Origin of the sequence: Mycobacterium sp. (assembly GCF_044370595.1) — a bacterium.
GTDB lineage: Bacteria > Actinomycetota > Actinomycetes > Mycobacteriales > Mycobacteriaceae > Mycobacterium.
In genome coordinates this window covers 1-12,271 of the sequence record NZ_JBILVF010000100.1, presented here as the reverse complement: position 1 = coordinate 12,271, position 12,271 = coordinate 1, and the positions used below count along the sequence as shown (strand labels likewise).

Here is a 12,271-nt window from a genome sequence, read left to right as displayed (position 1 = left end):
CAAGGGTGAGGAGCTCTACACCGACAAGCTGCTGCCGGCGGTGGCCGAAGGCGCCGCTGCGGCCGGCCGAGACCTCGACACGGTCGACAAGCTGATCGAGATCAAGATCTCCTACGACCCCGATCCGGATGCGGCGCTCAACAACACTCGGTTCTGGGCCCCGCTGTCGCTCACGCCGGAGCAGAAGCACAGCGTCTCCGATCCGATGGAGATGGAGCGGTTGGCTGATGAGCTGCCGATCGAGCAGGTGGCCAAGCGCTGGATCGTCTCCAGCGACCCGGACGAGGCCGTGGAGAAGGTGGCCGACTACGTCGGTTACGGGCTGAATCACCTAGTCTTCCACGCTCCGGGCCACGACCAGCGCCGGTTCCTGGAACTGTTCGAGCGCGACCTGCTGCCCAGGTTGCGCAAACTGGGCTAATCGCCGGACTCATCGCGCCCGACTGAGAGATGCTGTCGTCGTGACCGACCCCATCTCCAGCGGCCCGACGTCCATCTACGTCGCCTCGCCCGAAGGCGAAACCGGAAAGTCCACCATCGCGTTGGGCATCCTCAACCGGCTTTCGGCCATGGTGCCCAAGGTCGGGGTGTTCCGGCCCATCACTCGCCGCGAAGAACGCGATTACATCCTGGAGTTGCTGCTGGCCCAGAGCGACGACGGCTTGACCTACGACGAGTGCGTCGGGGTCACCTACCAGCGCCTGCACGAGGACACCGACAGCGCGATCGCCGACATCGTCGACCGTTACCACGCGGTGGCCTCCCGGTGCGACGCCATGGTGATCGTCGGCTCCGACTACACCGACGTGGCCACACCCACCGAGTTGAGCGTCAACGCGCGCATCGCGGTGAACCTCGGCGCTCCAGTGGTGCTGTCGGTACGCGCCTTCGACCGCACCCCTGAGGAGGTCGCGCAGGCGATTGAACTCTGCATTGTGGAACTGGCCGCCCAGCACGCCCACACCGCGGCGGTGGTGGCCAACCGGTGCGATCCGATGCAGATGGAGGCGGTCGCCGCGGCCTGCCAGGATCTGGGTGCCCCGGTCTACGTGATCCCCGAGGAGCCGCTGCTGGTTGCCCCGACGGTCGGGGAACTGCTGACCGCGGTCGACGGCACCCTGATCCACGGCGACACCTCGCTGCTGGGCCGAGAGGTGCTCCACGTGATGGTCGCGGGCATGACCGCCGAACACGTCCTGGAGCGGCTGACCGAAGGAGCGGCGGTGATCACCCCGGGCGACCGCTCCGACGTCGTGCTGGCGGTGGCCAGCGCCCATGCCGCCGAGGGGTTTCCGTCGATCTCGACCATCATCCTCAACGGCGGGTTGCCGCTGCACCGCGAGGTCGGCCGGCTGGTCACCGGTGTGGGGTTGCGGCTGCCGATCATCGCCACGGATCTCGGCACGTTCGCGACCGCCAGCGCGGTGGCCAACACACCGGGCCGGGTTACCCAGAACTCCGAGCGCAAGATCGACACCGCGCTGCAGTTGATGGATCGCCACGTCGACATCGGAGACATGCTGCAGCGGCTGGCGATCCCCATCCCCTCGGTCACGACACCGCAGATGTTCGCCTACCAGTTGATGGAACGGGCGCGCAGCGACCGTCAGCGCATCGTGCTGCCCGAGGGTGACGACGACCGGATCCTGCAGGCGGCCGGACGGCTGCTGCGCCGAGGCATCGCGGAGTTGACCATCCTGGGTGACGAGACCCAGATCCGGGCCCGGGCCTCCGAACTCGGCGTCGACCTGGGTGCTGCGACGGTGCTCAATCCGCGCACCAGTGAACTGTGCGAGAAGTTCGCCGAGCAGTACGCCGAACTCCGCAAGAAAAAGGGTGTCACCGTCGAGCAGGCCCGCGAGATCGTCCAGGATGTCTCCTATTTCGGGACGATGCTGGTGCACAACGACATCGTCGACGGCATGGTCTCCGGTGCCGCGCACACCACCGCCCACACTGTGCGTCCGGCCTTCGAGATCATCAAGACCCAACCCGGGGTGTCCACGGTCTCCAGCATCTTCCTGATGTGTCTGTCCGATCGCGTGCTGGCCTACGGTGACTGCGCGATCGTGCCGGACCCGACGTCGGAGGAACTGGCCGACATCGCCATCAGTTCGGCGCGGACCGCGGCCCAGTTCGGCATCGACCCCAGGGTGGCGATGCTGTCGTACTCGACCGGGGAGTCCGGCAGCGGTGCCGGAGTCGACAAGGTCAGGGCCGCAACCGAACTCGTCCGCCAGCGCGAGCCGAGCCTGTTGGTGGAGGGGCCGATCCAGTACGACGCCGCAGTGGAACCCACCGTGGCCGCCGCCAAGATGCCCGATTCGCCGGTCGCGGGCCGCGCCACGGTGTTGATCTTCCCCGACCTCAACACCGGCAACAACACCTATAAGGCGGTGCAGCGCAGTGCCGGTGCCGTCGCGATCGGTCCGGTGCTGCAGGGCCTGAACAAACCTGTCAACGACCTGTCCCGAGGAGCGCTCGTGGAGGACATCGTCTACACCGTCGCGATCACCGCGATCCAGGCCCAGAAACAATGATGGAGAGGTTGTGATGGCCGGTACCGTCCTAGTCCTCAACTCGGGATCCTCGTCGCTGAAATATCAACTCGTCGAACCTGATACAGGCACGTCGATCTTCGACGGGATCGTGGAGCGGATCGGGGAGGAGACCTCGAAGGCCAAGCTGCGCCTCGGCGAGGCCAAGATCGAGCGCGAGGGTCGGGTGGCCGACCACGAGGCGGCGCTGCGACTGGCCTTCGATCTGGTCGCTGAAGCAGGTGAGAGCCTGGACAACCTTGGTCTGGTGGCCGTCGGCCACCGTGTGGTGCACGGTGGTCCCAACCTCTACCGGCCAACCCTCGTCGACGACGACCTTGTCGAGGAGTTGCGCGAGTTGGCTTCGCTGGCGCCGTTACACAACCCGCCCGCGGTGCTGGGCATCGAGGTGGCTCGCAAGGTGCTGCCGGACCTGCCGCACGTCGCGGTGTTCGACACCGCGTTCTTCCACAACCTGCCCGCCGCCGCGGCCAACTACGCCATCGACCGTGAGGTCGCGGCGAAGTGGCGGATCCGCCGCTACGGATTCCACGGCACCTCGCATGAGTTCGTCAGCCGGCAGGCCGCGGAGTTCCTGGCCGCGCCGGTGGAGTCGCTGAACCAGATTGTGCTGCACCTGGGCAACGGCGCGTCGGCGTCGGCCATCGCCGCGGGGCGGCCCGTCGACACCTCGATGGGGCTCACACCGATGGAGGGTCTGGTGATGGGCACCCGCGCCGGCGACATCGACGCCGGCGTGATCAGCTACCTGGCGCGCACCGCGGATATGAGCATCGACGAGATCGAAACCATGCTCAACCGCCACTCCGGGCTGTTCGGTTTATGCGGCGACGGAGACATGCGGATGATCGACCAACGCATCAAGGACGGCGACGAGGCCGCCATGCTGGCCTACGAGGTCTACATCCATCGACTGCGCAAGTACATCGGCGCCTACCTGGCACTGCTCGGCCACGTCGACGTCATCACCTTCACCGCCGGGGTGGGGGAGAACCAGGCCACGGTCCGCCGTGATGCCCTGAGCGGGATGAGCCGACTGGGCATCGAACTCGACGAACACCTCAACGACAGCCCGGTGCGCGGTGCGCGGCGGATCTCGGCGGAGAAGTCGCCGACGACGGTGCTGGTCATCCCGACCGATGAGGAGTTGGCGATCGCCCGGGCGTCGATGACGGTGGTCTGAGCCCGTCCCGACGCACTCAGCGCACAGTCGACGGCTAGAACGTCGTGGTCGGGCGAACTTCGTTGGCCAAGTCGACCAGCGCGTAGCGATGCGCCTGGCTGGTGGCCACCCGGGCGAGGCTGCGCAACGAAGCTTCAACCCCGAGTCGCAACCCGTGGTCGGTGAAACCGAACCCCAGGATCGGGCTGGGGTCGGCCTTGTTGTCGGCGATCCAGTCCATCGCCGTTCCCAACACCAGGGCGCGGATCTGCAAAACGCGCGGTTCGGTGTCCGGCAGCGCCTCGACTCGACGAGCGGCGTCGCGGATCTGTTCCTCGCTGAGTTCGTGGGCGGAGCGACCGGACAGCAGCGTCACCGCACTGGTCAACCTCGAGGTGGTGAAATGCCGTGAGCCGACTGGTACCTCATCCAGAGTGGTCACCGCCCCTTCGCGGTCGCCCTCCACCGACTGGGCGCGGGCCAGTCCGAAACCCGCGGAGATGATGTTGTTGTCCGTGTGCCAGACCGTCTCGTAGAAGGGCCCCTCGTCGGAGGTGCCGGCCAACTCCGCGGTGGCCGCCAGCGCGAGCTTCGGGGCAAGCTCGCCGGGAAAGATGTCGAGCACCTCGGTGAAATGCTTGATGGCGGAGTCATAGTCGCCGGACAATAGCTGCGACACCGCCTTGAACCACACCAGCCGCCACCGCCAGCCCACCCGATCGGCGAGATCCTCCAGCTTTCGGCTGGCCTTGGCCACGTCGCCGAGATCGAGCAGGGCACGCACCTCCATCAGCGGAAGTTCCACCGATTCCGACACGTCCACACCCTCGGAGTCCAGGCTGCCGTGCCGGGCGGCGCGCAGCGAATCCAGGGTTTGCACAGGTTGTGACAACACCGTCGCCGAGAGCACGGTGGCCGCCACATCGGTCGGGTCGACCAGTGGAACAGGTAGTGCCGTCACAATCTCCGGCGCGGTCAGTTTCTCGGCGTGTACCAACCCGTCGAGGTAGACGTCGGTGTGGGCCACCAGCAGTTCCACCCCGAACGTCGACCGGGTCCGGGTGAACACCGTGGAAAGACCCGGCCGCGGAATCCCGGTGTCGGTAGCCACCACTTCACGCAACACACCCAGCAGTTGGGAACTCATCTCCTCGGCACTGGTGAACCGCCGTTTGGGGTCCGGGTCGATGGAGCGCCGCAACATCCGGGCGAAGGAGTCGTACTTGGTCAGCACCGGATCATCCGGCGGCAGCCCGTCGACGTAGCGGCCGTCGCGGGTCCGCAGGTTGAGGGTGAGCGCCGCCAACGTCCGTCCGACGGTGTAGATGTCCGTTGCGACGGTCGGCCCGGTCCGGACGATCTCCGGTGCCTGGTAGCCGGGTGTTCCGTACAGATAGCCGAAGGAGTTGACCGGTGACACCGCACCGAGGTCGATCAGCTTGAGCTGCTCCTCGGTCAACATGATGTTCTCCGGCTTTAGGTCGTTGTAACACAACCCGATTGAGTGCAGATAGCCCAGCGCCGGCAGGATTTCGAGCATGTAGGCGATCGCTTCGGAAACCGGCAGCTTCTCGCCCTTCGGCAGCTTGAGGGACTTGCCGCCGACGTATTCCATGACGATGTAGCCGACCGGTTCGCCGTGGGAATCGGAATGTTCGACGAAGTTGTAGATCTTCACGATCGAGGGATGCACGACCTCAGCCAGGAACTGCCGCTCCGCCATGGCGATGGCTTGGGCCTCGGCATCGCCGGAATGGACCAGACCCTTGAGCACCACCGGACGCTCGTTGACGTTGTGGTCGACCGCCAGATACACCCAGCCCAGGCCGCCGTGGGCGACGCAGCCCTTGATCTCGTACTGGTCGGCCACCATGTCGCCGGGGTTCAGTTGAGGCAGAAACGAGAAGGCACTACCGCAGTGCGGGCAGGCGCCCTCAGACTCCCCGGGATGCGCGTCGGTGGATCGGCCGACCGGTCGGCCACAGGTCCAGCAGAACCGTTTCGACTCCGTCACTACGGGATCGACCATCAGTGCTGCCAGTGGGTCGATCTCGGGCACCCGGGGGATCTCCACCAAGCCACCGCCGAGTCGACGCGTCGGCGAGACCGGGCGGGCCACCGTCGACTCGTCGGCCTCAATCGGCTCGCTGCGGGGGGACTGATCCTCGTCGTCGTCGAAATTCGGCCGGAACACGGCCTGGGTCGACATCGCCCGCATGGTCGACGCGGAGTCCATGCCGAGGTCGGACAGGCTGGCCGGCTGGGTTCCGACGTCGATGGCGTGCTGTTCGGCGCTCATCAGTCCAGATACCTCGGGGTGGGTGGTGCCGGTGCCGGTCCGAGCACCGTCAACCACTTGCGGTACAACGTGTTCCAGGTTCCGTCGTTGCGTATCCGCTCCAGCGTGGCGTTGACGAAACGAACCAGCCCGGCGTTGGCCAGACTGACGCCGATTCCGTAGGGCTGTTCGGCCATATTCGGGCCGACGATGTGCAGATACGGATCCTGGGCCACCAGGCCGGCCAGCAGCGCATCGTCGGTACTGACCGCGTCGACATCGCGTTGCTGCAGCGCCACCAGGCAATCCGCCCAGCTCACCACCGTGACGATCGTCGCAGGAGGATCGATTTGCTGAACCCTGCGTTGCGAGGTGGTCCCGTTCACCACGCACACCCGCTTCCCTGACAGATCCGAAGGTCCGGCGATCTCCGAGTCGCGTGGTGCCAGGATCCGTTGTGAGGCAACGAGGTAGGCCGTCGAGAAGTAGACCTGTTTACGCCGCTCGCACGTCATGGTCATCGTCTTGACCACAATATCGACGGTGTTGTTCTGCAGGGCGGCGATCCGGTCGGCCGAAGACAGGATGCGGTACTCCACCGCGGATGGGTTACCGAAGATGTCCCGGGCCACCTCACCAGCGATATCCACATCGAATCCGGTGATCTGCCCGCTGATCGGGTCCCGGAAGGAGAACAGGTTGCTGCCGACGTCCAAGCCGACCAGCAGGCGCTTGCGGTCCCGGATCGCGACGACGGCGGCGTCGGCCTGTGCCCGGGTGGGGAAGGGCCGCAGGCTTGCGGTGCGGTCGCAGTTGTTCTGGTCCGGGTCGGGCGGCAGCGCCGGCCCTGGGGGCAGTTGCTGCATGCCGGCCGGACGTGGCGGGTCCAGTGAGGGCACCGGGGATGCCGGGAGATCGACGGGGTGACCACAGGCGCCGACGAGGGCGGCCGCGAACACTGCGGCCGCAGCCCTGCCTATGCGAGCGGTCCTCACCAGTACTCACTCATTCTCGGCCACAGACCCAGCGCGACCGCCACCGCTGCGCCCACCGACAGCACGGCCCCGCCCACCGTAGTGCCCGACAACACCCGTCGGGCCGACAGGATGTGTGACCTCAACTGCTTGCGGCTCTCCTGAATACCTTGGGCCAATGCGTCATTCAGCTTGTCGAAGGCCGGGGTGGAGTCATCCTCGCCGGTGCCCAGTGCCACCTGCGTGGCGGCCTGATAGTTGCCCACGGCGATGTAATCGTTGATCCGCACGTCGGCCTGGCGCCACCGTTCCAGCAGTTGGTCAGCCTGGGCCAGACCGGTCTTGTCCACGTTGTCCTCGCGGGCGAGGTAGCGGGCCAACTGCTCACGCATCGCGTCGACCCGCTGGTAGTAAGACCGCTTGCGGACGTCCTCGTCGCCGCGCCGGACCAGGGACAGCGTTTCGTCTGCCCGCGCCTGTTGGGCAGTAATGGCGAGATTGGTCACCGTGCGCAGCGAGTCCGCAGCGGTGTTCTGCGCGGCACGGCTGCCGGCGGTGGAGATGGCCAGCGCAGTGCCCACCCAGACGATCATCACCGCGATCGCCAGGCCGCCGGCCACCAGGCCGAGGTTGACTCGCCGTTTGGTGCGCCGGGCCAGCCAACGGTGGGCGAACAGTCCGAAACCTAGGGTGGCGGCCACCACGATGATCACCGGCGCCGGGATCGATGCCGATGCGGTGGTTTCGGCGTCCACCCGCGCTGACGTGGCCTCATAGAGACGCTGCGCATCCGGCAGGATCGTGTCCTGCATCAGCGCCGAGGCCTCCGACAGGTAGGACGATCCGACCGGGTTGCCCATCCTGTTGTTGGTGCGGGCCGTTTCGATCAAGCCGGCGTAGACGGCCAACTGGGCGTTGATGCGGCCGAGGAGTTCGACCAGGGGCGGGTCGGTCAGGCCGCTGGATGACTGGGTGACCGCAACGGCGGCCCCGGTGATGGCCTGTTCGTAGCGCTGCCGCACCGCCTCCGGTTCGGAGCCGGCGATGAAGGCCGTCGCCGCGGCCGCGTCGGCGACCGACAGTGTGGTGTAGAGCTGGCCGGCGGCGAAGGACAGCGGTTCGGTGTGTTCGAGCACGGCGGTCAACTGATTCTGGCGCTCGTTGATGGTCGTGGAGATGGCGAACGCGCTGAGGATCCCGAGCATGGCCAGGATGACGCCGATGGTCAGAATCCGCCCGGGTGTGGTGTTGAAGAACCACCACCGCGGGTGAGCGGGCTCAGTCGGCGCCCGTTGTGCCAACGGCTCGGTCGACGGGTGCGCCAGCTCGACGGTCACCTCACGCGAACCCCATTTCCGTTACCTGAAAACTATATGAGTGAAGTCTAAGAGCCACCGCAACGCTTCGCGTACGTTCGACTAGACCCGCTTCAGCGTCGCACGCCTATTCTGAATTCCGTGCGAGGCGATGGCGACGGCTGGGTGTTCTCCGAGTCCGGCACCCGTCACTGGGGTGTGCACGGCGCGGCGGGTCTGCTGCTGCGCGCCCCCTGGCATGACGGCTCCCCCGCGATACTGCTCCAGCACCGCGCTCCCTGGAGCCACCAGGGTGGCACGTGGGCATTGCCGGGCGGCGCGCTGGACAGCCATGAGCAGGCTCACGATGCCGCGGTACGGGAGGCCTACGAGGAGGCCGGGCTGTCCCCGGACCAGATCCTCGTTCACGTCAGCGTGGTCACCGCGAGCGTGCCCGGACCGACTGGTCGGATCTGGACCTACACCACGGTTGTCGCAGACGCCGGGGAGCTGTTGCACACCGTGCCCAACAGCGAGAGTTCGGAGCTTCGGTGGGTGCCTGAACATCAGGTGGCCGATCTGCCGCTTCATCCGGCGTTCGCAAGCAGTTGGGAGTCGTTGCGCACCAACGCAACGGCGCCCCCTCATGACTGCCGGATGCAGCAACCTCACACGGTCGTGATCGAAGAGGAGATCTTCGCCTGGTGCAGCCCCGGAGCCGGTCCAGCGGGAGTCAGTCCAGCGCCGCGCTGAGCCGCTGTGCGGCCGCGCCCGGGTCGGCAGCCTCGGTGATGGCCCGCACCACCACGATCCGTCGGGCGCCCGCCTGAAGGACCTCACCGAGTCGCTGCTCGTCGATACCGCCGATGGCGAACCACGGCTTATCGGAGTTCATCGACGTCACCGTCCGCACCAGATCCAGTCCGGGCGCGGGCCGGCCCGGTTTGGTCGGGGTCGGCCAGCAGGGTCCGACACAGAAGTAGTCGACGTCCTCCATCAACGCGCGGGCGGCCTCGCCGCTCTCGTGGGTGGACCGGCCGATCACGGTGTCGGGGCCGACGATCTCGCGGGCAACAGCCAGCGGCAGATCGTCCTGTCCCAGATGCAGCACATCGGCCTCGGCGGCCCGGGCGATATCGGCGCGGTCATTGACCGCCACCAGGGCACCGTGTCGCCGTGCCACCTCGGTGAGGATCTCCACGGCGGCCAACTCACCGCGGGCCTCCAATGGGCCGAACCGCTGTTCGCCGGGAGAGCCTTTGTCGCGCAGTTGGATGACGTCCACCCCACCGGCCAGCACGGCGTTGGCGAATTCGGCGAGGTCGCCTCGCTCACGGCGCGCATCGGTGCACAGATACAACCGTGCGGTCTGGAGCCGGGATCGACGGTCGTGCACACCCAGACGCTAGCGGCTAGCGTGGAGGCTCGACACGGGAGTCCCGGGAACGGGGACTGAGAGTGGAAACGCCTGTCCAGACCGTCACACCTGATCCGGGTCATGCCGGCGGAGGAAGCGAGAACGACATGTCGCAGGCGTTGTCCGTCATCGGTGGCGGTGTCATCGGTCTGGCGGTGGCCCGCCGCGCCGCACTGGCCGGTCTGGCGGTACGGGTGCACCGGCAGGAGCGAAGCGATCCGGACGCCATCGGGCCCGGCACCTCCTGGGTCGCCGGCGGGATGCTCGCCCCTAACAGCGAAGGCTGGCCTGGTGAGGAACGGCTGCTGGCCATCGGTGTGGAGTCACTGCGGCTGTGGCGCAACGGTTTTCTGGATGAGTTGCCGCCGGAGACCGTCATCGCGCGGGAGTCTCTGGTGGTAGCCGTCGATCGTGCCGACGCCGCCGATCTGCAGACCCAGGTGCAGTGGTTGGCCGGGCAGGGTCATCCGGTGGCCGTGACGAACTCAGCCCGCGACATCGAACCCCTGCTGGCCCAGGGGATCCGGCACGGCTTCCAGGCGCTTGACGAACTCGCCGTCGATAACCGCATGCTCATGGCGGCACTCGAGGATCACTGCGGCCGGCTCGGTGTGCAGTGGGCCGGACCGGTGGACCGACTCGATGACGCCCGCGGCGGAACCGACACCGTGGTGATCGCCAACGGGATCGACGCCCCACGCCTGTGGCCCGGTCTGGCGGTGCGCCCGGTCAAGGGAGAGGTGCTGAGACTGCGCTGGCGTCCGGGCTGTATGCCGGTGCCGGGCAGGATGATCCGGGCGCGCGTGCACGGCAGGCCGATCTACCTGGTGCCGCGCGCCGACGGTGTGGTCGTCGGTGCCACCCAGTACGAACACGGACGCGACACCGCACCGTCGGTTAACGGCGTTCGAGATCTGCTCGACGACGCCTGCGCCGTGCTTCCGGCTCTCGGTGAGTACGAGCTCGCCGAATGCGCGGCCGGACTGCGGCCGACGACCCCCGACAACCTGCCACTGGTGGGCCGTCTGGACAGTCACACCCTGGTCGCCACCGGGCACGGCCGGTCCGGCTTCCTGCTGGCGCCCTGGACAGCCGAGCAGATCGCCGCGGAACTGGAGGTGGGAGCACTCGTATGAGGGTCACGGTCAACGACGACAACCTGCGGGTCGACGAGGATACGACGGTCGCCGATCTCTTGACTCGGCTCGGGTTGCCGGACAAGGGTGTTGCGGTTGCGGTGAACTGGGCGGTCCTGCCCCGCTCGCGCTGGGCCGAGCCGCTACCGGACGGCGCCCACGTCGAGGTGGTCACGGCGGTGCAGGGTGGCTGAACCCGACTGCCTGAGCATCGCCGGGCGCAGCTTCGGGTCCCGGCTGATCCTGGGCACCGGCGGCGCCCCGAGCCTGAAGGTGCTGGAGGAAGCCCTCGTCGCCTCGGGCACCGAGATCACCACAGTGGCGATGCGGCGCGTCGACGCCGAGGGAGGCACCGGTGTGCTGGATCTGCTGTCCCGGTTGCAGATAGCCCCGCTGCCCAACACGGCGGGCTGCCGCAGCGCCGCTGAAGCCGTCCTGACCGCACAACTCGCCCGGGAGGCCCTGGGAACCGAGTGGATCAAACTGGAAGTCATCGCCGATGAGCGGACGCTGTTGCCCGACGGCGTCGAGTTGGTGCGCGCCGCAGAGCACCTGGTCGACGAAGGCTTTGTGGTGTTGCCCTACACCAACGATGATCCGGTGCTGGCCCGCCGGCTCGAGGACGTCGGATGCGCGGCCGTGATGCCCCTGGGCTCACCGATCGGCACCGGTCTGGGCATCTGCAACCCGCACAACATCGAGATGATTGCGGTTGCCGCAGCCGTCCCGGTGATTCTCGACGCCGGTATCGGAACGGCCAGTGACGCCGCCCTGGCCATGGAGTTGGGCTGCGACGCGGTGCTGCTGGCCACGGCGGTGACCCGCGCCGCGGATCCGCCGGTGATGGCCGCGGCGATGGCCGCCGCCGTGACGGCCGGCTACCTGGCCCGGCAGGCAGGCCGGATACCGAAGCGATTCTGGGCGCAGGCATCCAGTCCCGGCCTGCCCGCAGGCCCGCGATCTGCGCGCAAAGCCTGATTCGGCCCGGGCGGCTAATCTGGATCCGATGATGCGAACACCCCGGATGGTGATGGTGTGCGCCCTGGTCGCCGCGGCACTGGGCTGCACGAAGTCGCCGGAGAACGCCCAGCCTGTGGTCGAGAACAAGGCGGCGTGGCAGTTCGCGACGCAGTTGCGCGACAAGGTGACCGTCGAGGCGATGACAGCGCACCTGGAAAAACTGCAGGACATCGCCAATGTGCACGGCGGAACCCGCGCCACCGGAACCCCCGGGTATGACGCGTCAGTCGACTACGTGGTGGAGGTGCTGCGCGACAGGGGTTTCGACGTGGAGACGCCCGAGTTCGAGGTCCGTGTCTTCCAACACGGGGACCCTGATCTGTCGGTCGGTGGGGCCGCCGTCAAGGCCGGCGTGCTCAAGTACAGCGCCGGCACTCCCGAATACGGTGTCAGCGGGCCACTGGTCGCGGCGCCGGCCGAAGAGACACCGG

At 67.3% G+C, this 12,271-nt stretch carries 11 protein-coding genes and 1 pseudogene; 8 read left to right on the top strand and 4 right to left on the bottom strand.

Annotated elements, in window-relative coordinates:
- From ADBZ5N_RS12970 to ADBZ5N_RS12960, 3 genes are all read left to right on the top strand, one after another.
- A partial coding sequence (locus ADBZ5N_RS12970) for an LLM class flavin-dependent oxidoreductase (RefSeq protein WP_526257920.1) occupies positions 1-421 on the top strand: 421 nt, incomplete at its 5' end.
- Positions 422-461: 40 nt separating this feature from the next.
- A complete protein-coding gene (pta, locus tag ADBZ5N_RS12965; protein ID WP_526257918.1) occupies positions 462-2,540 on the top strand; it encodes a phosphate acetyltransferase in 2,079 nt (692 codons plus the stop codon).
- Between the two features lie 13 nt (positions 2,541-2,553).
- The gene (locus ADBZ5N_RS12960) at positions 2,554-3,741 is read left to right on the top strand and encodes an acetate/propionate family kinase (RefSeq protein ID WP_526257916.1); all 1,188 of its coding nucleotides are present in this window, start codon (positions 2,554-2,556) and stop codon (positions 3,739-3,741) included.
- A gap of 34 nt (positions 3,742-3,775) precedes the next feature.
- Here ADBZ5N_RS12960 and ADBZ5N_RS12955 read toward each other — a convergent pair whose 3' ends face one another.
- From ADBZ5N_RS12955 to glnX, 3 genes are read right to left on the bottom strand one after another with little or no spacing between them, the layout of a single operon-like run.
- Entirely contained in the window at positions 3,776-6,019 is a 2,244-nt protein-coding gene (locus ADBZ5N_RS12955) for a tetratricopeptide repeat protein (RefSeq protein ID WP_526257914.1), read from the bottom strand.
- Positions 6,019-6,996, bottom strand: a complete 978-nt coding sequence (locus ADBZ5N_RS12950; RefSeq protein ID WP_526257922.1) for a glutamate ABC transporter substrate-binding protein — start codon at positions 6,994-6,996, stop codon at positions 6,019-6,021. The genes ADBZ5N_RS12955 and ADBZ5N_RS12950 overlap by 1 nt, the downstream gene beginning before the upstream one ends.
- Positions 6,990-8,309: a protein kinase G-activating protein GlnX gene (gene glnX / locus ADBZ5N_RS12945; RefSeq protein ID WP_526257912.1), complete on the bottom strand. Its 1,320-nt coding sequence runs from the start codon at positions 8,307-8,309 to the stop codon at positions 6,990-6,992. The genes ADBZ5N_RS12950 and glnX overlap by 7 nt, the downstream gene beginning before the upstream one ends.
- Before the next feature lie 120 nt (positions 8,310-8,429).
- Here glnX and ADBZ5N_RS12940 point away from each other — a divergent pair, with 120 nt between their 5' ends.
- Positions 8,430-9,020, top strand: a complete 591-nt coding sequence (locus ADBZ5N_RS12940; RefSeq protein WP_526257910.1) for an NUDIX hydrolase — start codon at positions 8,430-8,432, stop codon at positions 9,018-9,020.
- Here ADBZ5N_RS12940 and thiE read toward each other — a convergent pair.
- Positions 9,001-9,663, bottom strand: coding sequence for a thiamine phosphate synthase (thiE, locus tag ADBZ5N_RS12935; protein ID WP_526257908.1), 663 nt, complete (start codon positions 9,661-9,663; stop codon positions 9,001-9,003). The genes ADBZ5N_RS12940 and thiE overlap by 20 nt on opposite strands.
- Positions 9,664-9,791: 128 nt before the next feature.
- Here thiE and thiO point away from each other — a divergent pair, with 128 nt between their 5' ends.
- The 4 genes and pseudogenes from thiO to ADBZ5N_RS12915 form a co-directional block, all read left to right on the top strand.
- Positions 9,792-10,820: a glycine oxidase ThiO gene (thiO, locus tag ADBZ5N_RS12930; RefSeq protein ID WP_526257906.1), complete on the top strand. Its 1,029-nt coding sequence runs from the start codon at positions 9,792-9,794 to the stop codon at positions 10,818-10,820.
- Positions 10,817-11,014, top strand: coding sequence for a sulfur carrier protein ThiS (gene thiS, locus ADBZ5N_RS12925; protein ID WP_526257904.1), 198 nt, complete (start codon positions 10,817-10,819; stop codon positions 11,012-11,014). Before thiO ends, thiS begins: the two co-directional genes overlap by 4 nt.
- A complete protein-coding gene (locus ADBZ5N_RS12920) occupies positions 11,007-11,798 on the top strand; it encodes a thiazole synthase (RefSeq protein ID WP_526257902.1) in 792 nt (263 codons plus the stop codon). Before thiS ends, ADBZ5N_RS12920 begins: the two co-directional genes overlap by 8 nt.
- 28 nt (positions 11,799-11,826) lie before the next feature.
- Positions 11,827-12,271 (top strand): annotated as a pseudogene (locus ADBZ5N_RS12915) (amidohydrolase); the annotation flags it as partial.